Genomic DNA, 24,294 nt, shown 5'->3' with positions numbered 1-24,294 from the left:
GAGGCCCACGCCATGCCCAGCCAGTTCTTCATCCCCGACCCCGAGGGTCAAGTCCCCAGCGCCGAAGGCTACTTCGGCGCGTTCGGCGGCAAGTTCATCCCGGAGGCGCTCGTCGCCGCCGTGGACGAGGTCGCCGTCGAGTACGACAAGGCCAAGAGCGACCCCGAGTTCGCCCGCGAGCTCGACGACCTCCTGGTCAACTACACCGGCCGCCCGAGCAGCCTCACCGAGGTGCCCCGGTTCGCCGAACACGCGGGCGGCGCCCGCGTCTTCCTCAAGCGCGAGGACCTGAACCACACCGGCTCGCACAAGATCAACAACGTGCTCGGCCAGGCCCTGCTCACCAAGCGCATGGGCAAGACCCGCGTCATCGCGGAGACCGGCGCCGGACAGCACGGCGTGGCGACCGCCACCGCCTGCGCGCTCTTCGGCCTCGAATGCACGATCTACATGGGCGAGATCGACACCGAGCGCCAGGCCCTGAACGTGGCCCGCATGCGGATGCTCGGCGCCGAGGTCATCGCCGTGAAGTCCGGCAGCCGCACCCTGAAGGACGCCATCAACGAGGCGTTCCGCGACTGGGTCGCCAACGTCGACCGCACGCACTACCTGTTCGGGACCGTGGCGGGTCCGCACCCCTTCCCCGCCATGGTGCGTGACTTCCACCGCGTCATCGGGGTGGAGGCGCGGCGCCAGATCATCGAGCGCGCGGGCGGTCTTCCCGACGCCGCCGTCGCGTGCGTGGGCGGTGGCTCGAACGCCATCGGCCTCTTCCACGCCTTCATCCCCGACGCCGACGTCCGGCTCATCGGGTGCGAGCCCGCGGGCCACGGCGTCGAGACCGGCGAGCACGCGGCCACGCTGACCGCCGGAGAGCCGGGCATCTTGCACGGCTCGCGGTCGTACGTCCTCCAGGACGAGGAGGGGCAGATCACCGAGCCCTACTCGATCTCCGCCGGACTCGACTACCCGGGCATCGGCCCCGAGCACGCCTACCTCAAGGACAGCGGACGCGGCGAGTACCGCGCCGTCACGGACGACGCGGCCATGCAGGCCCTGCGTCTCCTGTCGCGCACCGAGGGCATCATCCCCGCCATCGAGAGCGCCCACGCGCTCGCCGGGGCCCTCGAGGTCGGCAAGGAGCTGGGCAAGGACGGGCTGATCATCATCAACCTGTCCGGGCGTGGCGACAAGGACATGGACACGGCCGCCCGCTACTTCGGCCTGTACGACACGGACGCCGCCGTAGAGGCGGACGCGGCCGGCACCGGCGCGGAGATCGAGGGGGACGCCAAGTGAGCGGCAACATCCGACTGCTGGACGAGACCCTCGCGGCCGCCAGGGCCGAGGGGCGCTCCGCCCTCATCGCCTACCTCCCGGCCGGGTTCCCGACCGTGGACGGCGGCATCGCGGCCATCAAGGCCGTCTTCGACGGCGGCGCCGACGTCGTGGAGGTCGGTCTCCCGCACAGCGACCCGGTCCTCGACGGCCCCGTCATCCAGACCGCCGACGACATCGCGCTCAAGGCGGGCCTGAAGATCGCTGACGTGATGCGCACGGTGCGCGAGGCCCACGAGGCCACGGGCAAGCCGGTGCTCGTCATGACGTACTGGAACCCCATCGACCGCTACGGCGTCGAGCGCTTCACCGCCGAGCTCGCCGAGGCGGGCGGCGCGGGCTGCATCCTGCCCGACCTGCCCGTCCAGGAGTCGGGCCTGTGGAGGGAGCACGCCGAGAAGCACGGCCTCGCCACGGTCTTCGTCGTCGCGCCGAGCAGCAAGGACGAGCGGCTCGCCACCATCACGGCGGCCGGTTCGGGCTTCGTGTACGCGGCGTCGCTGATGGGCGTCACCGGCACCCGTGAGTCCGTGGGCGAGCAGGCGCAGGAACTGGTGCGGCGCACCAAGGCCACCACCGACCTGCCGGTCTGCGTCGGCCTCGGTGTCTCCAACGCCCGCCAGGCGGCAGAGGTCGCCGGCTTCGCCGACGGCGTGATCGTCGGGTCGGCCTTCGTGCAGCGGATGCTGGACGCCGAGGACGAGGCCGCGGGACTCGACGCCGTCCGCGCGCTCGCGAGTGATCTCGCGCAGGGAGTTCGCGGCAACGCGTAACTCGTACGGGTGGACCTGGGACCGGGGAGGCATGCTCGTGCCTCCCCGGTTCGTTGGCGGGGTGTGAGCGAGAAGAACCGTGAGGGAAAGCGCGCGGCCCGCGACCGGCTGGCGGAAGAGCGAGAGCGGCAGAAGTCGCGGGACAAGCAGCGCAGGGTGTTGATCGTGAGTGCCGCCGTCGTGGGTGTCCTCGCGCTCGCCGCCGTGGCGGGTCTGGTCGCCGCCAACTCAGGTGACGACAAGGACACTTCGGGTCCGTTGTCGGTCCCCAAGGGGGCGGTCGGCGAGAATCAGCTCGCGATCCCCGTCGGCAAGGACAGCGCCAAGTCCACCCTCACCATCTGGGAGGACTTCCGCTGCCCCGCCTGCAAGCAGTTCGAGGACATGTACCGCAAGACCATCCACGAACTCACCGACAAGGGCCAGCTCAAGGTCGAGTACCACCTGGCGACGATCATCGACGGGAACATGGGCGGCAGCGGCTCCCTGCGCGCGGCCAACGCGGCCGCCTGCGCCCAGGACGCCGGGAAGTTCACCCCGTACCACGACGTGCTGTTCACGAACCAACCCCCGGAGACGGACGACGCGTTCAGCAAGAACAGCAAGCTGATCGAGCTCGCGGGCAAGGTGGACGGCCTTGTGAACGACACCTTCAAGAAGTGCGTGGACGACGGCAAGCACGACAGCTGGGCCCAGAAGTCGAACAAGGCGTTCCAGGAAGCGGGCCTGCAGGGCACGCCCAGCGTGCTGCTCGACGGCAAGAACATCTTCGGGGACCAGAAGAACCCGCTGACCCCGGCGAAGCTGAAGGCGAAGGTCGCGGAAGCCAACAGGGGCTGACCGCCTCCCGGTGCGGGGCCCTTCCGGGGCCCCGCCCGGCGGTCCTGTTATGGAGACGTAGCCGGGCTGGTTGCCCCGGGCACCACCCGGCACGGTAGCGTCGGACCTGCCATGGACCTTGCCTTCATTCCCAGCCCGTCGCGCGGTGTGGTCGATCTCGGACCCATTCCGCTGCGCGCCTACGCGTTCTGCATCATCATCGGCGTCTTCGTCGCCGTCTGGCTCGGCAACAAACGGTGGATCGCTCGCGGGGGCCGCCCAGGCACCGTGGCCGACATCTCCGTCTGGGCCGTGCCGTTCGGCCTCGTCGGCGGGCGTCTCTATCACGTGATCACGGACTACCAGCTGTACTTCAGCGAGGGCCGTGACTGGGTGGACGCCTTCAAGATCTGGGAGGGCGGCCTCGGTATCTGGGGCGCGATCGCGTTCGGCGCGGTCGGTGCCTGGATCGGCTGTCGCCGGCGCGGCATCCCGCTGCCGGCCTGGGCCGACGCCCTCGCCCCCGGCATCGCCTTCGCCCAGGCGATCGGCCGCTGGGGCAACTGGTTCAACCAGGAGCTGTACGGCAAGGCCACGGATCTGCCGTGGGCCCTGAAGATCACGTCGGCGGAGGACGGCCGGGTGCCCGGCACGTACCACCCGACGTTCCTCTACGAGTCCCTCTGGTGCATCGGCGTCGGCTTCCTGGTCATCTGGGCCGACCGCCGCTTCAAGCTGGGACACGGCCGGGCGTTCGCGCTGTACGTCGCCTCGTACTGCGCCGGGCGCGGCTGGATCGAGTACATGCGCGTCGACGACGCGCACCACGTGCTCGGCCTGCGCCTCAACGTCTGGACCGCCATCGCGGTCTTCGTGCTCGCCGTCGTGTACTTCGTGCTCTCCGCGAAGAAGCACCCCGGCCGCGAGGAGATCGTCGAACCCGTGCCCGAGGGCGAGGACACCTCGGACGACGAGTCGCCCAAGGTCGAGGACAAGGCCGAGGACAAGGCCGAGCTTTCCAAGGACGCGGACACGGCCAAGGACGCGGACAAGGACGGGGCCGGGTCCGCCAAGAAGGGCTGACGCGCGGACGCTCTCTGCTCAGTACGTCGACGGGGCCGCCGGATCACTGATCCGGCGGCCCCGCCGCTATGAGCGCCGGGCCAGGTCCAGGACCCGCCGCGCCCCGTCCACCACGGCCTTGTCCACGAACGTGCCGTCCGGGAGCGCCAGGGCGCCCGCCTCCGTCGTCGACGCCTTGACGATCTGCTCGGCGTGGTCGATCTCCTCCGGGGTGGGGAGGTAGGCGCGTTCGATGGCCGGGAGCTGGCGGGGATGGATCGCGGCGCGGCCCAGGAACCCCAGGGCGCGGCCGTGCGCGCAGGATGCCGTCAGGCCCTGGATGTCACGGATGTCGGCGTACACCGACTGCGCGGGCGGCGCGAGGCCCGCGGCCCGCGCGGCCACCACGACGCGCGCGCGGGACCAGTCGAGGCCCGCGTCGTCACGTACTCCCAGGTCGGCGCGGAGGTCCGCCTCGCCGAGTGAGAGGCCGTGCAGGGCATGGTGCGCGGTGGCGATGGCGAAGGCGTGCTCCAGGCCGACCGCCGATTCGATGAGGGCGTGCAGGGCGGGGGCGCCGCCGTCCGCCGGAGCCGACCGTTCCGCGACGCGCACGACGTCGGCGGGGCAGGTCACCTTCGGCAGGCGGAGACCGGAGACCCCGGGCAGGTGCGCGATCGCGCCGAGGTCGGCCTCGGCGAGCGGGCCGTCCAGGGCGTTCACGCGGACGTGGACCGGGACGGCGGGAGGCTCGGCGAGCAGCTCGGCCGTAGCCGCCCGCGCGTACTCCTTGCGGTCGGGGGCGACCGCGTCCTCCAGGTCGACGATGACGACGTCGGCGCCCGCGAGGAGCGCCTTCGCCACGACGGAGGGCCGGTCTCCGGGTGCGTAGAGCCAGGTCAGGGGGGTTTCCCTCACCGTGTCCCGCGCCGTGTCTCTCACAGGGCGCCCTCCTTGCGCAGCCTCGCGATCTCGCTCTCCGTCAGGCCGAGCTCGGTCAGGACCTCCTCGGTGTCCGCTCCGTGCGGGCGGCCCGCCCAGCCGATCGAGCCGGGGGTCTCGGAGAGCCGGAAGAGGACGTTCTGCATGCGCAGCGGGCCGAGCTCCGGGTCGTCGACCGTGGTGACGGTGTCCAGGGCCGCGTACTGCGGATCGGTCATCACGTCGCGTACGTCCTGGATGGGGGCGACCGCGGCCTCCGCCTTCTCGAAGGCCTCGATCACCTCGTCGCGGGTGTGCAGGGCGATCCAGCCGCCGACCGCGCCGTCGAGCTCGTCCGCGTGGGCCGCGCGGTCCGCGCCCGTCGCGAACCAGGGCTCGGCGATCAGCTCCGGGCGGCCCACCAGGCGCATCACGCGCTCCGCGATCGACTGGGCGGAGGTGGAGACGGCGACCCAACTGCCGTCCGCCGTGCGGTAGGTGTTGCGGGGCGCGTTGTTGGTGGAGCGGTTGCCGGTGCGGGGCTGGACGTGGCCGAGCTGGTCGTACCAGAGCGGCTGCGGCCCGAGGACCGTGAGGATCGGCTCGATGATCGCCATGTCCACCACCTGGCCCTTGCCCGTCCGGTCGCGGGCCGCGAGCGCCGTCATCACCGCGTACGCCGTGGCGAGGCCCGCGATCGAGTCGGCGAGGCCGAAGGGCGGCAGCGTCGGCGGCCCGTCGGGCTCGCCGGTGATCGCGGCGAAACCGCTCATCGCCTCCGCGAGGGTGCCGAAGCCGGGGCGGCGGGAGTACGGGCCGAACTGGCCGAAGCCCGTGACCCGGGTGAGGACGAGGCGGGGGTTCACCGCGCTCAGCTCCTCCCAGCCCAGATCCCACTTCTCCAGGGTCCCCGGACGGAAGTTCTCGACGACCACGTCCGCCGTGGCGGCCAGGCGCAGCAGGGTCGCGCGGCCGCCGGGCGCGGAGAGATCGAGGGTCATCGTGCGCTTGTTGCGGCCCAGGATCTTCCACCAGAGACCGACGCCGTCCTTGGACGGACCGTGCCCACGGGACGGGTCGGGCTTGCGCGGGTGCTCGACCTTGATGACCTCCGCGCCGAAGTCGCCGAGCATCGTGGCGGCGAGCGGGCCCGCGAAGAGCGTCGCCAGGTCCAGGACGCGGAGTCCGCTGAGGGGCGCGGTCATGAGGCGGTGTCGTTCGACTGGGCGCTGTTCGACTGGGCGCCGTTCGCCTGGGTGTCGATCTCGGAGCGGAACGGCATGGACGACGACGCCCCCGGGCGCTGGACGGAGAGCGCGGCGGCCGACGACGCCCAGGTGAGCGCGTCCGGCACGGAGCCGCCCTCGGCGAGCGCCACCGCGAGGGTGCCGACGAAGGTGTCGCCCGCGCCGGTCGTGTCCACGGCGGTGACGTGCGGGGCCTCGACCATGACCGGCTCGGCGCCCCTGGCCGCGTACAGACTGCCGCGCGAGCCGAGCGTGACGACGACTTCGGGGACCTGGGAGAGCAGCGAACGGGCGGCGTCGTGCGGATCGGTCAGGCCGGTGAGGGTGGCCGCCTCGTACTCGTTCGGCACCAACAGGTCGATGGAGTCGAGGAGTTCGGGGGGCAGGGGCTGGGCGGGTGCCGGGGTGAGGATGGTGCGTACGCCGTGCCTGCGGGCGGCCTGCGCAGCGGCGAGCACTCCCTCCACCGGGATCTCCAGCTGGAGCAGGAGGGTGTCGGCGGAGGTGATCAGGCCCTCGTCGCCGGGGGCGAGCGCGGTGAGCGTGGCGTTGGCGCCGGGGATGACGACGATCGCGTTGCCGCCCTCGTCGTCGACCACGATGTGCGCGGTGCCGGTGGCCGCGGTGTCCACGGTGCGCAGCAGGTCGGTGTCGACACCGGAGTGTTCGAGCGCGCTGCGCAGCTGGGTGCCGAAGGCGTCGGCGCCGACCGCGCCGATCATCGACACGGCGTCGGCGCCCGCGCGGGCCGCGGCGACGGCCTGGTTGGCGCCCTTGCCGCCGGGAAGCGTGCGGAACTCGCGCCCGGTGACGGTCTCTCCGCGCTGCGGTGCCTTGGCGACGTACGCGACGAGGTCCATGTTCGTGCTGCCGAGCACGGCGATGTGGGTCATGGGTGGGGCCTCTCCTGGGCGAGTTCGGTGGTGAGGTCGGCGAGGGTGTCGAAACCGATGCCGTCGAAGCCGTGGACGGAGCTGGCCAGGCGGTTCTTGAGCGGAGCGGTCCAGCGGTCCGGGAGCGCGTCCGGGTGGCCCGCGAGCAGGCCCGCGATCGAGCCCGCGGTGGCGCCGTTCGAGTCGGTGTCCCAGCCGCCGGACACCGCGCGCGTGATGGAGCCGGTGAAGTCGCCGTCGGCGTGGGTGAGGGCGGCGGCCAGGAGGGCGGCGTTGGGGATGACGTGGACCCAGTGGAGGTGGGCGTGGGTCGTGTGGAGATCGTCCACGACGTCGTCGAAGTGCTCTGTCTTGCTTGCCAGTTGGATGCCGTGGTGGATCGCGTGGGACAGGCGTGAGTCCTGCGGTACGACGGTGAGGCCCGTGCGCAGGCAGTGGTGGACGTCTCCGGTGCCTGCCGCCGCCTCGGCGATGGTGGCCGCCACGAACATCGCGCCGTACACGCCGTTGGCGGTGTGGGTGAGGGTCGCGTCGCGGCGGGCCTGGTCGGCGGCGGCCTCGGGTGCGCCCGGGTTCGTCCAGCCGTGGACGTCTGCGCGGATCAGGGCGCCGATCCACTCGCGGAACGGGTTGTGGTGGGTGGCGGTGTGCGGGGGCTCGATGCCGTTGAGGAGGTTGCGGTAGGCGATGCGTTCGGCGGTGAAGGTGCGGGCCGCGGGGAGTTCGTCCAGCCAGAGCTTTGCCACGTCCGTGGTGGTGAACTTCCTGCCGTGGCGCTGGAGGAGGCGGAGGTTGAGGAGGGGGTAGTTGAGGTCGTCGTCCTCGGGCATGCCGTCGATGTTCTCGGCGAGGGAGGTTTGGGCGGAGCGTTTGTTCCAGGGGTGGGTTTCTTTCAGCTCCCTGGGGAGGCCTCTTTCTGTGAACCAGGTGGTCAGGGGCCAGTTGCCTGTTGCCTGGGCGAGGCTGCGGATGGCGTTTAGCGGGAGCTTTTCCACTGGTTTGCCCAGGAGGCAGCCTGCTGCTCTGCCTAGCCAGGCGGCGTGTAGGCGGGGGCGTAGAGCTTCTTTTCCCCCAAGCCCGCCCCTTCCCGAAACCGCCTGCAGCGGGGCTTTGTTCTCTGGTGCGGGTCGGTTCGTGGTGTTGTGCCCACCCGTTCCGCCCTGCGGAACGTCTGCCCACAACGAAAGCGGCTGCGACAGTTCTGTCAGGAGTTCCTCCGCCAGAGCCCGTAGGTGGGGAGCGGGGGGTGTTGGGGACGCGCCTGCTCTTGGTGGGGCCATGTGGCCGCCCGCTGTCAGCCAGCGGGTGCGGGCCGATGCCACGTCCTTGCCCTCCTCCTCCGACTGGCGGAGTTCGTGGCCGATCAAGTCCTCCGGCTGGACCCAGGTGAGGCGGATCATGGGGTGGCCGTCAGGGCCGCGTACGCCGACTCGTGGGCCCGGCGGCGGCGTACGTCGCGGGTGAAGATCTCCTGGGTGACCTCCGTGAGCGTCGTCGCGGGGGCGTGCAGGTCCAGGCGGCTCGCCTCCGCGACCGTCTTCGACCACTCGGCCGGTGCCTCCGAGCCGAGCGCGCCGGCGATCGCGCCGCTCATGGTGGCGATGGAGTCGCAGTCACGGCCATAGTTGACCGAGCCGAGCACCGTATGGCGGTAGTCGCCGTCGCCCACCAGGAGCATGCCGAGCGCGATCGGGAGTTCCTCGATGGCGTGCAGGCGGGAGGGGCGGCGGGCTCCGAGCGAGGGCGCGCGGTAGTCCTGGCCGACCGTGTCGAAGGGGGTGACGGCGGTGCGGAGAGGGGTGAGCGCCGACTCGAAGTCCGTGTAATGAGCCGCGACTTCGGCCGCCGACTCGATCGCGGCCCGCGTGCCGTCCTTCGCGAGACAGAGCGCGGTGTCGATGACCGAGGTCGGAGTCGCGCCCGGCGCGCAGGCCGCCGCCACCGCCGCCGCGAAGACCGCGGCCGCCTCACGTCCGTACGACGACTGGTGGGCGCCCGCGACGTCGAGGGCCTCGGCGTACGCACCCGCCGGGTTCGCCGCGTTGACCAGGCCGACCGGGGCCATGTACATCGCGGCGCCGCAGTTGACGATGTTTCCCGTGCCCGCCTCGCGCGGGTCGACGTGCCCGTAGTGGAGGCGGGCGACGATCCACTTCTCGGCGAGGAACAGGCGGTGCAGCGGGATGGCCTCCGTCTCCAGTTCCGGGATCCAGCGCGGGTGTGTCATGAGGTCGGGGACCAGGTGGTCGGCGACCGCGTAGGCGTCCAGGTGGTCGCGGACGGTGGCGTACACGCGGATGAGCGCGTGCGTCATCAAGGTGTCGTCGGTGATGTGCCCGTCGCCCTTGTGGTACGGCGCGATGGGGCGGGCGGTGCGCCATTGGTCGCCGTTCCAGGGGCCGACGATGCCGTGTACGCGGCCGCCGTGCCGTTCGACGATCTGCTCGGGGGAGTAGCCCTCGACGGGGCCGCCGAGGGCGTCGCCCACTGCCGCACCGACCAGGCAGGCGGTGATGCGCTCGGACAGGGGCAGGTCGGTGGGGAGCAGTTCAGTGGCCGGGGTCCGGGGTGTCCGGGTGCTTGGTGACGTCATGTCGGAATTGTCCTCCCGGGACGGTCAGTTCCGTGGCTGCGATGTGCCCGGCGAGTTCCACCAGGTCGGTGCCCGCGAGGCGGGGGAGCGCGCAGCCGGAGAGGGTGCGGCAGGCGTCGCGCCAGGCCTCGGGGATGGCGGTGGCCGTGCCGAGTACCCCGGTCAGGGCGCCGGCCAGGGCGGGGGCGGAGTCGGCGACGCGGGAGAGGCAGGCGGCGGCGGGGACCGCGTCACGGATGCGGCCGCGGGCCGCGGTGGTCAGGGCGAGGGCGACCGGGACGGTCTCGGCGGCGGCGATGCCGTAGCTGTAGACGTGGTCGACGATCTGGTGCTCCAGGAGCGGGACGAGACCGAACGCGCCGTCCTCGGGCTGGCTGCGGGCGAGCTTGACGGCGTGCCAGGCGTTGCGGCCGATCTCGGTGTGCTCCGGGAGCTGGGCGAGGGCGGCGTCCACGGTGGCGTCGACGTCCGCGCCGCCGAGCGCCGCCGCGATGGCCGCGGCCATGGCGCGGGCGCCGTGCACGCCGTCGCCGTCCTGGGAGTAGCGGGCGTCGAACTCGGCCAGGGCGGCGGCCTGTTCGGGCTCGCCGGGGTGGACGAGGGCGAGGACGCAGGCGCGTACGCAGGCTGCGTCGTCGAAGAAGTGGGGGTTGTCGTGGCCGGTGGCGGGCGGGCGCAGGCCGGTGGCGAGGTTGCCGAGGCCCGCGCGCACGGAGATGCGGGCGCGCAGGGGGAGTACGGCTGACTCGACCTCGGGGGCGCGGGCCGCTGCCGCGGCGATTTCGCTGGCGAGGGTGTTCCAGGCGAGGTCGAGCGCCGCGCGGACCCGGCGGTCCGGGGACAGCCGGGGGTCGAGCGTCCCGTCCGCCGCGCGGAGCAGCGACTCGGCGGCGAAGGCCGCCCATTCTGCGTCGTCGGAGGGGCCGAGGCGCAGTGGTTCCGGGGGCTGGTTGAGCGCGATGGGGACGGGGAGGGTGGTGGTGGCGTTCTGCTCGGCGAAGGTGTCGAGTTCGCGGGTGAGTCGCCGTGTCCACTCGGGCATGCGGGCGGCTCTGTGGCGGGCGGCGGGCCAACCCGCGGCGTCGCCCGCGGCGAGACCCAGCAGCAGGCCCTCGACCTTCGTGGCGGAGACGGCTGCCGGGCATACGGGTGGGTGGGTGGGAGGCATCCGCCGCGAAGCGGCGGGCTTGTTCTCCGTCATGAGACCCCCAGGTCAGAGACAAGCAACTCCGCCACGTCCAGCACGTGGTGGCCCCGCATGGAGGGAAGGCAGCTGCCCCGCACGGGGCCGATCGCCGCAGCCCAGGGCGGGGGAATCGCCGAGACTCCGCATGACGCCCCGGCCAGCGCCCCCGCCACCGCGGCAGTCGTATCCGCGTCCCGCCCCATGTTCACGGCGGTGAGCACCGCACCGGAGAACTCCCCGGAGGCCGCCGCGTACGCCCCGAAGGCGAGCCCCACCGCCTCGGGGGCGAGGTCGGTCCAGGGGTAGCCGCCGATCACCACCGCGGAGCGGACTGCGCGTTCGCCGCGGTGGGCCACCGCCACCGCCCGCCGCAGCGAGCGGGACGTCCAGCAGTCCTCCGGGATGACGGACAGGGCCGCGGCCACCACGGAGTCCACCGGCTCGCCGCCCATCGCCGCCGCGACCCCCGCGGCCACCGCCTGACCGCCGTAGATGCCCTCGCCGTCATGGCTGACGGAGCCGTCGATCGCCACCAGCCGGGCCGCTTCGGCGGGGAGCCCCGCGGCGAAGACCCCGAACGGGGCGGCCCGCATCGCGAGGCCGTCGCTCCAGGCGTGCCGGTGCTGCGCCGAGATGGGCGCCGCGAGGCCGCGGCGCAGGTTCTCCAGGGTGCCGCGCTCGCTGAAGCCCGCGCCCCGGAAAGGGCCCTCGTCGAGGTCCGCGATCCACTCGTGCCAGGCCGCCTCGACATGCGCGACGGTGAGCGCCGAGCCGTGCCGGGCCAGGAGGAGCCCGGAGAAGATCGCGTACTCGGTGTCGTCCGTGCCGGCGGGATGCTCGGCGACGTATCCGGTGATGCGTCCCCAGCGGCGGCGGATCTCCGACGGCTTCATGTTCTCGGCGGGCGCGCCCAGCGCGTCGCCGACCGCGAGGCCGAGAAGGGCGCCGCGCGCCCGCTCTCTCAGGCCGATCGCTCCTGTCACACCGGTCGAGCTCGTCATGCCGTGCCTCCATGGTGCGAAGACGTTGCGGGTATCCCTGCCACGCGGCGCCCCCGAGGCGAGCATCCGCACCGCTCACGTCACCCCTCCGACCCATGCGCTCACCGGTTCGACAGACGCCTGTTCAGGCAGGTAAGTACGGCCTTCCTTGCTGGCGAGAGCGATTTTTCGCGCGTACTTTCGAGATCGTCCAAGCACTGAGGGGGCCCACCATGGCGATCATCGAGACCGAAGCGGCACTGCACGAGGCACACCGCGACAACCACACCCACCGCGACGTCAACGGCGGCTGGCTGCGCCCCGCCGTCTTCGGCGCGATGGACGGCCTGGTGTCCAACCTGGCCCTGATGACCGGTGTCGCGGGCGGTGCCGTCTCGCAGCAGACCATCGTCGTGACGGGCCTCGTCGGTCTCGCCGCGGGTGCCTTCTCCATGGCGGCCGGTGAGTACACCTCCGTCGCCTCGCAGCGTGAGCTCGTCCAGGCCGAACTCGACGTGGAGCGGCGGGAGTTGCGCAAGCACCCGGCGGACGAGGAGCGGGAGCTCGCCGAGCTCTACGAGTCCCGTGGCGTCGAGCCGGGCCTGGCCCGCGAGGTCGCCAGGCAGCTGTCCAAGGACCCCGAGCAGGCCCTGGAGATCCACGCGCGCGAGGAGCTGGGCATCGATCCCGGCGATCTGCCCTCCCCGCTCGTCGCCGCGGTCTCCTCCTTCGGTGCCTTCGCGCTCGGCGCCCTGCTTCCCGTGCTGCCGTATCTGCTCGGCGCCGACACGTTCTGGCCCGCGCTGCTGCTCGCGCTGATCGGCCTCTTCGTGTGCGGCGCCGTCGTGGCGAAGGTGACCGCGCGGTCGTGGTGGTTCAGCGGTCTGCGGCAGCTCGCGCTCGGCGGGGCGGCGGCGGGTGTGACGTACGCCCTGGGCAGCTTGTTCGGTACCGCCGTAGGATGAACCCTTGCAGTCCTATGCGGGACCCTGCATAACTAGCCGTTACTCGGCGGTTTCGAATCCCTGACCACCGGGCATGAGCCGTAAGCGCTGCGGGCAATGAGGCCCGTGCCGCTTTCGGGCCTGCGGTCATCGATCTGTCCGCGGAGGTCCCCCGCCGCTCCCACGCCCCCGAGCGGTGTCCACATGGTGGAATGAGCTATCCGCTTTTCGAGAAGCGTTCCATCATGTAACCTGCACGAAATTTTGCCTGGGCCAACGTCGTCCCTCGCCTTTTTGCCTATGCCACGACGACGACGGGAGAGCCAATGCGTACGCACGCCTGGTCGCCCATGGACGGTCGCCCCGCCCCCCAGGGCATGTACGACCCCCGTAACGAGCACGACGCCTGTGGTGTCGGGTTCGTGGCCACCCTCACCGGTGTAGCCAGCCATGAGCTTGTCGAACAGGCGCTGACCGTACTGCGCAATCTCGAACACCGTGGTGCCACCGGCTCCGAGCCCGACTCCGGTGACGGCGCCGGAATCCTGCTCCAGGTGCCGGATGCCTTCCTGCGCGAGGTCGCCGGCTTCGCGCTCCCCGATGCCGGTGCGTACGCCGTCGGCATCGCCTTCCTGCCCGTCGACACCGCGGGCACGACCGACGGCGCCGTCTCACAGATCGAGACGATCGCCTCGGAGGAAGGCCTGACGGTCCTCGGCTGGCGCGACGTCCCCGTCGCCCCCGAACTGCTCGGGTCCACCGCCCGCTCGACGATGCCGGTCTTCCGGCAGATCTTCGTGGCCGACGGCGAGAGCACCGGCGTGGCGCTCGACCGCAAGGCCTTCGTGCTGCGCAAGCGCGCCGAGCGTGAGGCCGGGACGTACTTCCCCTCGCTCTCCGCCCGCACCATCGTCTACAAGGGCATGCTGACCACCGGCCAGCTGGAGCCGTTCTTCCCCGACCTGTCCGACCGCCGTTTCGCCACGGCCGTCGCGCTCGTCCACTCGCGCTTCTCCACGAACACGTTCCCGAGCTGGCCGCTCGCACACCCGTACCGCTTCGTCGCGCACAACGGCGAGATCAACACGGTCAAGGGCAACCGGAACTGGATGCGGGCGCGTGAGTCGCAGCTCGCCTCCGGCCTGTTCGCCTCCGCCGGCGAGCACAGCACCGAGAAGCTGGACCGCGTCTTCCCGATCTGCACCCCGGACGCCTCCGACTCGGCGTCCTTCGACGAGGTGCTCGAACTCCTCCACCTCGGCGGCCGTTCGCTTCCGCACTCGGTCCTGATGATGATCCCCGAGGCGTGGGAGAACCATCGCTCGATGGACCCGGCCCGCCGTGCCTTCTACCAGTACCACTCCACGATGATGGAGCCCTGGGACGGCCCGGCCTGTGTCACCTTCACCGACGGCACCCAGGTCGGCGCCGTTCTCGACCGCAACGGTCTGCGCCCCGGCCGCTACTGGGTCACCGACGACGGCCTCGTCGTCCTCGGCTCCGAGGTCGGCGTCCTGGACATCGACCCCGCGAAGGTCGTCCGCAAGGGCCGCCTGCAGCCCGGCAAGATGTTCCTCGTCGACACCGCCGAGCACCGCATCGTCGAGGACGACGAGATCAAGGCCGCCCTCGCCGCCGAGAACCCGTACCAGGAGTGGCTGGAAGCCGGCGAGATCGAGCTCTCCGACCTTCCCGAGCGCGAGCACATCGTGCACACGCATGCCTCCGTCACGCGCCGCCAGCAGACCTTCGGCTACACCGAGGAAGAGCTGCGCATCATCCTCGCGCCGATGGCCAAGACCGGCGGCGAGCCGCTCGGCTCCATGGGCACGGACACCCCCATCGCGGCTCTCTCCGAGCGCCCGCGGCTGATCTTCGACTACTTCACGCAGCTGTTCGCGCAGGTCACCAACCCGCCGCTTGACGCCATCCGTGAAGAGCTCGTCACCTCGCTGCACTCCTCGCTCGGCCCGCAGGGCAACATCCTGGAGCCGACCGCCGCGACGTGCCGCAGCGTCACGCTGCCCTTCCCGGTGATCGACAACGACGAGCTCGCCAAGCTCATCCACATCAACGCCGACGGCGACATGCCCGGCATGACGGCCGCGACCCTCTCCGGTCTCTACCGCGTCAGCGGCGGCGGCGACGCGCTGGCCGCCCGCATCGAGGAGATCTGCACCGAGGCCGACGCCGCCATAGAGGCCGGCGCCCGCCTGATCGTGCTCTCCGACCGGCACTCCGACGCCGAGCACGCGCCGATCCCCTCGCTGCTGCTCACCGCGGCCGTCCACCACCACCTCATCCGCACCAAGCAGCGCACCCAGGTGGGCCTGCTCGTCGAGGCGGGCGACGTCCGCGAGGTCCACCACGTGGCCCTCCTCATCGGCTACGGCGCCGCGGCCGTCAACCCGTACCTCGCGATGGAGTCCGTCGAGGACCTCGTCCGCGCCGGCACGTTCCTGGACGCCGACGAAGAGGGTGGCGCCGAGTCGGCCATCCGCAACCTGATCTACGCGCTCGGCAAGGGCGTCCTGAAGGTCATGTCCAAGATGGGCATCTCGACCGTCGCCTCCTACCGCGGCGCGCAGGTCTTCGAGGCCGTGGGCCTCCAGGAGGACTTCGTCGCGAAGTACTTCGTCGGCACGACGTCCAAGATCGGCGGAGTCGGCATCGACGTCGTCGCGCAGGAGGTCGCCGCCCGGCACGCCAAGGCCTACCCGAGCTCGGGCATCGCCTCCGCGCACCGCGCGCTCGACATAGGCGGTGAGTACCAGTGGCGCCGTGAGGGCGAGCCGCACCTCTTCGACCCGGAGACGGTCTTCCGCCTGCAGCACGCCACGCGCAACCGCCGCTACGACATCTTCAAGAAGTACACGGACCGCGTGAACGAGCAGTCCGAGCGCCTCATGACGCTGCGCGGTCTGTTCAACCTGAAGTCGGACCGCCCGTCGATCTCCGTCGACGAGGTCGAGTCGGCCGCCGACATCGTCAAGCGGTTCTCGACCGGCGCCATGTCGTACGGCTCGATCTCACGCGAGGCGCACGAGACCCTCGCCATCGCCATGAACCAGCTGGGCGGCAAGTCCAACACCGGTGAGGGCGGCGAGGACCCGGACCGCCTGTACGACCCGGCGCGCCGCTCGTCCATCAAGCAGGTCGCCTCCGGCCGCTTCGGTGTGACCTCGGAGTACCTGGTCAACGCGGACGACATCCAGATCAAGATGGCGCAGGGCGCCAAGCCCGGCGAGGGCGGCCAGCTGCCCGGCCACAAGGTCTACCCGTGGGTCGCCAAGACGCGTCACTCGACGCCGGGCGTGGGCCTGATCTCCCCGCCGCCGCACCACGACATCTACTCCATCGAGGACCTGGCCCAGCTGATCCACGACCTGAAGAACGCGAACCCGCAGGCGCGGATTCACGTGAAGCTGGTCTCCGAGGTCGGCGTCGGCACGGTCGCCGCGGGTGTCTCCAAGGCGCACGCGGACGTCGTCCTGATCTCCGGCCACGACGGCGGTACGGGCGCCTCGCCGCTCACCTCGCTCAAGCACGCGGGCGGTCCCTGGGAGCTCGGCCTCGCCGAGACCCAGCAGACGCTGCTCCTCAACGGCCTGCGCGACCGCATCGTGGTCCAGACGGACGGTCAGCTCAAGACCGGCCGTGACGTCGTCATCGCCGCGCTGCTCGGCGCCGAGGAGTTCGGTTTCGCGACCGCGCCGCTCGTCGTCTCCGGCTGCGTCATGATGCGCGTCTGCCACCTGGACACCTGCCCGGTCGGCATCGCCACGCAGAACCCGGCGCTGCGCGAGCGGTTCTCCGGCAAGGCCGAGTACATCGTCAACTTCTTCGAGTTCATCGCCGAAGAGGTCCGCGAGATCCTCGCCGAGCTGGGCTTCCGCACCATCGAGGAGGCCGTCGGCCACGCCGAGCTCCTGGACACCGAGCGCGCCGTGAAGCACTGGAAGGCGCAGGGCCTGGACCTGGAGCCCCTCTTCCACGTGCCGTCGCTGCCCGGCGGCGCCGTGCGCCACCAGATCGCGGTCCAGGACCACGGCCTGGAGAAGGCGCTCGACAACGAGCTGATCAAGCTCGCCGCCGACGCGCTCTCCGCCGCCGGCGCGACCGACGCCCAGCCGGTCCGCGCGCAGGTCGCGATCCGCAACATCAACCGCACGGTCGGCACCATGCTCGGCCACGAGGTGACGAAGAAGTTCGGTGGCGCGGGTCTGCCCGACGACACCATCGACATCACCTTCACCGGCTCGGCGGGCCAGTCGTTCGGCGCCTTCGTGCCGCGCGGCGTGACGCTGCGCCTGGAGGGCGACGCCAACGACTACGTCGGCAAGGGCCTCTCCGGCGGCCGAGTCATCGTCCGCCCGGACCGCGGCGCCGACCACCTCGCCGAGTACTCGACGATCGCGGGCAACACCATCGCGTACGGCGCGACCGGCGGCGAGCTGTTCCTCCGTGGTCGCACGGGCGAGCGGTTCTGCGTCCGCAACTCCGGTGCGACGGTCGTATCCGAGGGCGTGGGCGACCACGGCTGCGAGTACATGACCGGTGGCCACGCGGTGGTCCTCGGCGAGACGGGCCGCAACTTCGCGGCCGGCATGTCGGGCGGCATCGCGTACGTCATCGACCTCGACCGGGACAACGTCAACGCCGGTAACCTGGGCGCCGTCGAGGCCCTGGACGACTCCGACAAGAAGTGGCTGCACGACGTCGTGCGCCGCCACCAGGAGGAGACGGGCTCGACCGTCGCCGAGAAGCTGCTCGCCGAGTGGGACTCCGCCGTGGAGCGCTTCAGCAGGATCATCCCCAGCACGTACAAGGCAGTGCTCGCCGCCAAGGACGCCGCCGAGCGAGCCGGTCTCTCCGAGACCGAGATCACCGAGAAGATGATGGAGGCGGCGACCAATGGCTGATCCCAAGGGCTTTTTGAACCATGGCCGCGAGGTCGCGCAGACCCGCCCGGTCGGTGAGCGCGTCCGGGACTGGAACGAGGTCTACGTTCCCGGCTCCCTCCTCCCGATCATCTCCAAGCAGGCGTCGCGCTGCATGGACTGCGGTATCCCGTTCTGCCACCAGGGCTGTCCGCTGGGCAACCTGATCCCGGAGTGGAACGACTTCGCGTACCGCGAGGACTGGTCGGCAGCCTCCGAGCGGCTGCACGCCACGAACAACTTCCCGGAGTTCACCGGGCGCCTCTGCCCCGCGCCCTGTGAGTCGGCGTGCGTGCTCGGCATCAACCAGCCGGCCGTCACGATCAAGAACGTCGAAGTCTCCATCATCGACAAGGCGTGGGACGCCAACGACGTCCTTCCCCAGGCGCCCGACCGGCTCTCCGGCAAGACCGTGGCCGTCATCGGCTCCGGCCCGGCCGGTCTCGCCGCCGCGCAGCAGCTGACCCGGGCCGGCCACACGGTCGTCGTGTACGAGCGCGCCGACCGCATCGGCGGCCTCCTTCGCTACGGCATCCCCGAGTTCAAGATGGAGAAGCGCCACATCAACCGCCGCATCGAGCAGATGCGCGCGGAGGGCACCAAGTTCCGTACGGGCGTGGAGATCGGCCGCGACATAGACGCGGTCAAGCTGCGCAAGCGGCACGACGCGGTGGTCATCGCCGCGGGCGCCACGACGTCCCGCGACCTCCCGGTCCCCGGCCGTGAGCTCAAGGGCGTCTACCAGGCGATGGAGTACCTGCCCCTGGCCAACAAGGTCCAGGAGGGCGACTACGTCACGACCCCGGTCTCGGCCGAGGGCAAGCACGTCGTCGTCATCGGCGGCGGCGACACCGGCGCGGACTGCGTGGGCACCGCCCACCGCCAGGGCGCGGCCTCGGTCACGCAGCTGGAGATCATGCCGCGTCCGGGCGAGGACCGGAACGCCAACCAGCCGTGGCCGACCTTCCCCATGCTCTACAAGGTGACCTCCGCGCACGAGGAGGGCGGCGAGCGGGTCTACTCCGTCTCGACCACCCACTTCGAGGGCGACGAGGACGGCAACGTCCAGTCCCTGCACCTCACCGAGGTGGAGTTCATCGACGGCAAGCTGACCCCGAAGCCGGGCACGGAGCGCAAGATCCCCGCCCAGCTGGTCACCCTCGCCATGGGCTTCACGGGCACGGACCGCGAGAACGGTCTGGTGGACCAGTTCTCCCTGGACCTCGACGAGCGCGGGAACGTGGCCCGTGACGCCGAGTTCCAGACGAACGTGCCCGGCGTCTTCGTCGCCGGTGACGCGGGCCGCGGTCAGTCGCTCATCGTCTGGGCGATCGCCGAGGGCCGCTCGGCCGCGCGGGGCGTGGACCGTTTCCTCACCGGTGCGAGCGACCTCCCGTCGCCGATTCGACCCACGGACCGATCTCTGATGGTCTGATCCCGTACGGTTCGTCCGTACGACCCCTCATACGTCCCGTACAACGGCGTACGGAACTGATGCGACGCCCGCCTTGTCCCCGACCGGACCAGGGCGGGCGTCGTGGCGTTTCCGGGCCCCGCTGGCGCGTCTCCGCGTTGCAGCCGGTGCAACGTGCATTGCTTGCAACGCAAATCACGTTTCGGACCCCTTAGCCGAATGGGTCTAGACCGCACCCTGGGCCTGTGTCCACAATCGCTCCCACAAACGGATCGGCGCAGTGACAGCACGTACCCATGAGGGGGCCGGTATGAAGCGACGGGTCATCGCGGCAGGTATCGCCATGACGCTCGGACTGACCGCGACGGCATGCGGCAGCGATGACGGGAGCGACAGCGGCGGCAAGGCGACGGACGGCAAGGGCAAGACGCTCACCGTCTGGATCATGGAGGGGACCAACCCCGACGCCAGGCCCTTCTTCAAGGAGGCCGAGAAGGCGTTCCAGAAGAAGACCGGCGCCAAGATCCACGTCGAGTACCAGCAGTGGGCCACCGCCCAGAAGAAGTTCACCACCGCCATCGAGGGCGGCGAGGACCAGGTCCCCGACGTGGCCGAGGTCGGCACGACCTGGGTGCCCCAGTTCGCCGAGACCGGCGCCCTCGTCGACGTGACCGACGACGTCAAGAAGTCGGGCCTGAACGACGACCTCGTCGAGGGCCTCAAGGACGCGGGCACGCTCGACGGCAAGCAGTACGGCATGCCGTGGTACGCGGGCGTACGCAGCATCGTCTACCGCAAGGACGTCTTCGAGAAGCACAAGCTCAAGGCGCCCACCACTTGGAAGGAGCTCCAGTCCGCGGCGAAGACGCTGAAGGACAAGGAGCCCGGGATGATCCCCTTCCCGGTCGCGGGCGGCGCCGAGATGTTCGCCACCCCCTTCATCTGGGGCGCCGGAGGCGAACTCGCCACCGAGCAGGGCGGCACGTGGAAGTCCGGCATCAACTCGCCCGAGGCCGTCAAGGGCATCGAGTTCTACACGGGCCTCGCCACCAAGGACAAGGTCTCCCCGGCCAAGGTGAACACCTGGACGGAGAAGGAGGTCGGCGACGCCTGGGGCAAGGGCCAGGTCGCGATGTCGGTCAACGGCAACTGGACCCCCAAGGCCATCGTCGAGGCCAACCCGGACCTCAAGGGCAAGCTCGGCGCCGTGCCGATCCCCGGCCAGACCGGCGGCATGAGCAAGTCCTTCCTGGGCGGCTCCTACCTGTCCACGTTCAACACGGACAAGAAGGACCTCGCCTGGGAGTTCGTGAAAATGCTGACCACGGGTGACTTCGCGGCCAAGTGGGCCGCCGAGACCAACTACTTCCCCGGTCAGAACTCCGAGCTGAAGAAGATCGAGGCCAAGAAGGACCCGCTCGTCGAGCCGTTCGCGAAGCAGATGCTGGAGGCCGGCGCGACCGTCCCCAAGACCAAGGCGTACGGCGAGATCCAGGCGTCGAAGGTCATCCCCGGCATGGTGCAGTCGATCCTGACCGGCAAGTCCTCCGTCCAGGACGCGGCGGACAAGGCCGCCAAGGACATGGACGCCATCTTCGCCAAGGACAAGTAGGCAAGGGCGAGTCGGCACCGTGAAAGTGAAAGACACGCTGGTGGGTGACGGGCCCCAGGACACCGGGACCCGTCGCCCCGCCGCCCCCCGACCGGAACACGAAGCGGCCCTCCGCAAGAAGAAACTGGTCGGTCTCGCCCGGCCGTGGCTGCTCCTCGCGCCCTCCCTCCTGGTCCTCGCGGGCCTGCTGCTCTGGCCGCTGATCCAGGTCGGCAAGCTCTCCATGCAGGACTACGCCGTCAAGTTCGGCGGCGGAGTGGGCACGTTCACCGGATTCGACCACTACACCGACCTGCTCGGCAGCGGACTCCTGTGGAAGACGGTCCTGCCCAACACGGCGTTCTTCGCGATCGCCTGCGTCGGCCTCACCGTCGCGCTCGGCACGCTCGTCGCGCTGCTGCTCAACCGCCTCGGCCCCGCCTGGCGGCTGATCTGCTCCATCGCGATCCTGGCGGCGTGGGCCATGCCCGCCGTCACCGGGACGTACGTCTGGATCTGGCTCTTCCAGCCGCAGGACGGCATGGTCAGCCAGATCGCGGGCTCGATCGGGCTCATCGACCCCGAGACCACAAACTGGTTCACCGAGCGGGGGCCGTTCTACGCGATCGCGACCCTGAACGTCGTGCACCACGGCTTCCCGTTCGTCGCCATCACCGTCCTCGCGGGCCTGATGACGATCCCCAAGGAGCTCTACGAAGCGGGGGAACTGGACGGCGCCAACGCCTGGCAGCGGTTCTGGAAGATCACCGTGCCGACGATCAAGCCCGTCTTCCTCGTGGTGACCATCCTCTCCACCATCTGGGACTTCAAGGTCTTCACCCAGATCTATCTGATGCCGGGCGGTGACGGCGCCAACGAAGAGGTCTACAACCTGGGCGTCTTCTCCTACATCCAGGCGTTCGCCAAGAACGACTACGGCACGGGCGCGGCGGCCGCCGTCCTGCTGACGCTGCTGCTCCTGGCCATCACGATCGTCTACATCCGCACGCTGTTCCGGCAGGGGGAGGAGGACCTGTGAGTGCCCGTCGCACCACACCCGCCGCACGCATCGGCCTGCCCGTCGCGGTCGCCGCGCTGCTGCTCTTCACGCTCTTCCCCGTGTACTGGATGATCTCCACGGCACTCGACCCGAAGGCCGTCACGCGTGGCTCGGACGTGCTGCCGAGCGGCCTCAGCTTCGAGCACTTCACCTACGTGTTCGAGAAGGGCAACTTCGGCACGTACCTGCTGAACTCGGCGCTCGTCGGCTTCGGCACGATCCTCGCCGCCGGGGTGCTCTCGCTCTTCGCGGCCATCGCGGTGGCCCGCTTCAAGTTCCGGTTCCGCACCTCTGTGCTGATCATGGTCCTGATAGTGCAGATGGTGCCGCTCGAGGCGCTCGTCATCCCGCTCTTCATCCAGATGCGGGACTACGACATGCTCAACTCGCTGCTCGGCCTGACGATCGTGTACGTCGCGCTCTCGCTGCCCTTCGCGATCTGGACCCTGCGCGGCTTCGTCCAGACCGTGCCGAAGGAGGTCGAGGAGGCCGCGTACATCGACGGGGCGTCCTGGTTCCGGATGTTCCGCTCCGTGCTGCTTCCGCTGGTGGCGCCCGGACTCGTCGCCACCTCGATCTTCGCCTTCATCACGGCGTGGAACGAGTTCGTCTTCGCTTACACGTTCATGAAGGGCAGCGACAAGTACACGGCCGCCGTGGGCATCTACCAGTTCTTCGGTGAGAACTCCACGGCCTGGGGCCCCGTCATGGCCAGCTCCACGCTGGTCACCGTGCCGGTGATGATCTTCTTCGTGATCGTGCACCGGAAGCTCGGCTCGGGCCTGGCCGCGGGAGCGGTGAAGGGCTGAGCGACTGACCGGCCGGGGGACGTTCAGGGTTACGGGACCTTGAACGTCTCCCCGTACACCTTCCAGGTCAGCGGCGTCTTCAGGGCCAGATTGCCGTCGTAGAGGAACTGTCGCTGGGCCGTCTCGACGCGGGTCGTGTCGCGGTGGGCCTTCTTCTCCTTCATCGCCTTGGTGCGGACGTCGAGGAAGATGTCCAGGTAGGCCTTCTCCTTGCCGCCCTGCGCGGGCGTGTTCGCCTCCTTCAGCGCCGCCTCGCGCAGACCGTAAAAGCCGCGCGGCCCGGTGCCGGGGCCGTGCAGGACCATCGCGTCGTAGTAGATGAACTGGCCCAGCGTGCCGAGCCCGTCGAGCTTGGCCAGGCGCACCGCCGGATCGAAGTAGACGCGGTCACGCGTCCTGTCCTGGGCCTTCCGGAACGCGGGCTTCAGTGCCTCCGCCTTCCACGCCTTGGTGAAGCCGGGGTCCAGGCCCTCGTGCGAATCACTGCCGTCGACCTTGCGCAGGGCGGGCAGATAGCGGGCCAGGCCGTTGTCCGGGTGATCCTTCGTGTAGCGCTCTACGAGGGTCAGCAGGTCGTTGGTGCCGGTGCAGAAGCCGATGATGCCCGCGGTGTAGCCGTTCCCGTCGCCGATGTCCTCGATGTAGCCGTACTGGCCGCGCCAGTTCAACGTGGAGTTCTCCGCGCTCGTCACGAGCTTCTGGGCGAGCTCCTTCTTGGGGGGCGTCGCGAGGCCCGCAGGCAGGCTCGCGATCAGCTTGTCGTCGGCCTTGATCTCGTCCGCCGACTTGTCCTTGTCGTAGGGACGCTGGGTGCCGGGCCCGTGCGGGCCCGCGGCGGCATCGCTGTCCGAGTCCCCGCCCAGGAGGTAGACGGCGACGGTGGCGACCGGGGCGACGGCGAGAAGGAGGAGGCCTGCACGTTTCATTCGCACAAGAGTACGTGCGGTTTCGCGGTAGCGCGCCTTCCGGATCCAGCAGCCCTACCCTGCCGTCGACCCCCCGTCCACCGCGAACTCCGCCCCCGTGATGTACGAGGACGCCTCAGAGGCGAGGAAGAGGACCAGCTCTCCCACCTCCTCGGGGCGGCCCATCCGCCCCAGCGGCAGATGCGACCAGTCACGGCCGGCGGACGCCGAGGAGATCATCGGGGTGTCGACGGCCCCGGGGTGAACGGAGTTGACCCGCACCCCGAACCCGGCGAGGTCCAGCGCAGAGGACCGCGTCAGCCCCCGGAGCCCGAACTTCGTGGACCCGTACGCCGCATGCCCCCGAATCCCCACCAGCCCCGCCGTCGACGACACGTTCACGATCGACCCGCCCCCCACCTCCCGCAGCGCGGGCAGCACCGCCTGGATGCCCAGGAACGGCCCGAGGAGATTGACCCGGATCAACGCGTCGAAGTTCTCGTACGTCTCCTTCTCCACGGAAGCCGTCCGCCACAGCGCCGCGTTGTTCACGAGCGCGTCCAGGCGGCCGAAGGCCGCAAGACCGGCCGCCACGGCGGCCGCCCAGCTCTCCGCGTCCGTGACGTCGTGACGTACGAAGAGGCCGTGCGCGCCAAGGGAGTCGGCGACCTCCCGCCCCTCCTCCTCGCGGACATCCGTCACCACGACCCGCGCCCCCGCCTCCGCGAAGAGCCGCGCCTCGGCGGCCCCCTGCCCACGGCCCGCACCGGTGATGAGTACCGTCTTGCCCTCAAGCCCGTAAGAGATCACGTCGCCGCC

Annotated in this window: 19 protein-coding genes; 10 read left to right on the top strand and 9 right to left on the bottom strand. The window is 70.5% G+C overall.

Features of this window, described 5'->3' with window-relative positions; all coding sequences use genetic code 11:
• The first annotated feature begins 12 nt into the window (after positions 1-12).
• The 4 genes from trpB to lgt all read left to right on the top strand — a co-directional run bounded on the left by trpB (position 13) and on the right by lgt (position 4,013).
• Complete coding sequence (gene trpB / locus AB0I66_RS14620) at positions 13-1,299, top strand: tryptophan synthase subunit beta (RefSeq protein ID WP_363208184.1); 1,287 nt, start codon at positions 13-15, stop codon at positions 1,297-1,299.
• Positions 1,296-2,111: a tryptophan synthase subunit alpha gene (gene trpA / locus AB0I66_RS14615; protein WP_363208183.1), complete on the top strand. Its 816-nt coding sequence runs from the start codon at positions 1,296-1,298 to the stop codon at positions 2,109-2,111. Before trpB ends, trpA begins: the two co-directional genes overlap by 4 nt.
• Before the next feature lie 63 nt (positions 2,112-2,174).
• Entirely contained in the window at positions 2,175-2,951 is a 777-nt protein-coding gene (locus AB0I66_RS14610; RefSeq protein ID WP_363208182.1) for a thioredoxin domain-containing protein, read from the top strand.
• Positions 2,952-3,062: 111 nt separating this feature from the next.
• Entirely contained in the window at positions 3,063-4,013 is a 951-nt protein-coding gene (lgt, locus tag AB0I66_RS14605) for a prolipoprotein diacylglyceryl transferase (RefSeq protein WP_363208181.1), read from the top strand.
• Positions 4,014-4,079: 66 nt separating this feature from the next.
• Here lgt and AB0I66_RS14600 read toward each other — a convergent pair whose 3' ends face one another.
• From AB0I66_RS14600 to AB0I66_RS14570, 7 genes are read right to left on the bottom strand one after another with little or no spacing between them, the layout of a single operon-like run.
• Positions 4,080-4,910, bottom strand: a complete 831-nt coding sequence (locus AB0I66_RS14600; RefSeq protein WP_363208676.1) for a CoA ester lyase — start codon at positions 4,908-4,910, stop codon at positions 4,080-4,082.
• A gap of 20 nt (positions 4,911-4,930) precedes the next feature.
• On the bottom strand, positions 4,931-6,118 hold the full coding sequence (locus tag AB0I66_RS14595) for a CoA transferase (RefSeq protein ID WP_363208180.1): 1,188 nt from the start codon (positions 6,116-6,118) through the stop codon (positions 4,931-4,933).
• A complete protein-coding gene (rbsK, locus tag AB0I66_RS14590; protein ID WP_363208179.1) occupies positions 6,115-7,053 on the bottom strand; it encodes a ribokinase in 939 nt (312 codons plus the stop codon). Before rbsK ends, AB0I66_RS14595 begins: the two co-directional genes overlap by 4 nt.
• On the bottom strand, positions 7,050-8,453 hold the full coding sequence (locus AB0I66_RS14585) for an ADP-ribosylglycohydrolase family protein (protein WP_363208178.1): 1,404 nt from the start codon (positions 8,451-8,453) through the stop codon (positions 7,050-7,052). The genes rbsK and AB0I66_RS14585 overlap by 4 nt, the downstream gene beginning before the upstream one ends.
• Positions 8,450-9,646, bottom strand: coding sequence for an ADP-ribosylglycohydrolase family protein (locus AB0I66_RS14580; RefSeq protein ID WP_363208177.1), 1,197 nt, complete (start codon positions 9,644-9,646; stop codon positions 8,450-8,452). Before AB0I66_RS14580 ends, AB0I66_RS14585 begins: the two co-directional genes overlap by 4 nt.
• A complete protein-coding gene (locus AB0I66_RS14575; protein ID WP_363208674.1) occupies positions 9,603-10,814 on the bottom strand; it encodes an ADP-ribosylglycohydrolase family protein in 1,212 nt (403 codons plus the stop codon). The genes AB0I66_RS14580 and AB0I66_RS14575 overlap by 44 nt, the downstream gene beginning before the upstream one ends.
• 29 nt (positions 10,815-10,843) lie before the next feature.
• Positions 10,844-11,833 (bottom strand): ADP-ribosylglycohydrolase family protein, encoded by a 990-nt coding sequence (locus AB0I66_RS14570; protein WP_363208176.1) that lies wholly within the window; start codon positions 11,831-11,833, stop codon positions 10,844-10,846.
• Positions 11,834-12,045: 212 nt separating this feature from the next.
• Here AB0I66_RS14570 and AB0I66_RS14565 point away from each other — a divergent pair, with 212 nt between their 5' ends.
• From AB0I66_RS14565 to AB0I66_RS14540, 6 genes are all read left to right on the top strand, one after another.
• Positions 12,046-12,777 carry a VIT1/CCC1 transporter family protein gene (locus tag AB0I66_RS14565; RefSeq protein ID WP_363208175.1) on the top strand — a complete coding sequence of 244 codons (732 nt, stop codon included), beginning with the start codon at positions 12,046-12,048 and terminating at the stop codon, positions 12,775-12,777.
• A gap of 305 nt (positions 12,778-13,082) precedes the next feature.
• The gene (gene gltB, locus AB0I66_RS14560) at positions 13,083-17,678 is read left to right on the top strand and encodes a glutamate synthase large subunit (RefSeq protein ID WP_363208174.1); all 4,596 of its coding nucleotides are present in this window, start codon (positions 13,083-13,085) and stop codon (positions 17,676-17,678) included.
• Positions 17,671-19,131: a glutamate synthase subunit beta gene (locus AB0I66_RS14555; protein ID WP_363208173.1), complete on the top strand. Its 1,461-nt coding sequence runs from the start codon at positions 17,671-17,673 to the stop codon at positions 19,129-19,131. The genes gltB and AB0I66_RS14555 overlap by 8 nt, the downstream gene beginning before the upstream one ends.
• Positions 19,132-19,420: 289 nt before the next feature.
• A complete protein-coding gene (locus tag AB0I66_RS14550; RefSeq protein WP_363208172.1) occupies positions 19,421-20,722 on the top strand; it encodes a sugar ABC transporter substrate-binding protein in 1,302 nt (433 codons plus the stop codon).
• A 40-nt stretch (positions 20,723-20,762) separates the two neighbouring features.
• Positions 20,763-21,740, top strand: a complete 978-nt coding sequence (locus AB0I66_RS14545; RefSeq protein ID WP_363208673.1) for a sugar ABC transporter permease — start codon at positions 20,763-20,765, stop codon at positions 21,738-21,740.
• Entirely contained in the window at positions 21,737-22,570 is an 834-nt protein-coding gene (locus tag AB0I66_RS14540; RefSeq protein WP_363208171.1) for a carbohydrate ABC transporter permease, read from the top strand. The genes AB0I66_RS14545 and AB0I66_RS14540 overlap by 4 nt, the downstream gene beginning before the upstream one ends.
• Before the next feature lie 29 nt (positions 22,571-22,599).
• Here AB0I66_RS14540 and AB0I66_RS14535 read toward each other — a convergent pair whose 3' ends face one another.
• Together AB0I66_RS14535 and AB0I66_RS14530 are read right to left on the bottom strand one after the other, a co-directional pair.
• Positions 22,600-23,496 carry a chitosanase gene (locus AB0I66_RS14535; RefSeq protein ID WP_363208170.1) on the bottom strand — a complete coding sequence of 299 codons (897 nt, stop codon included), beginning with the start codon at positions 23,494-23,496 and terminating at the stop codon, positions 22,600-22,602.
• 54 nt (positions 23,497-23,550) lie between these two features.
• A complete protein-coding gene (locus AB0I66_RS14530; RefSeq protein ID WP_363208672.1) occupies positions 23,551-24,282 on the bottom strand; it encodes a glucose 1-dehydrogenase in 732 nt (243 codons plus the stop codon).
• Positions 24,283-24,294: the final 12 nt, after the last annotated feature.

The organism is Streptomyces sp. NPDC050439, assembly GCF_040655335.1.
Taxonomy (GTDB): domain Bacteria; phylum Actinomycetota; class Actinomycetes; order Streptomycetales; family Streptomycetaceae; genus Streptomyces.
The sequence above is the reverse complement of the archived record's forward strand: the minus strand, read 5'-3'. Positions and strand labels throughout refer to the sequence as shown.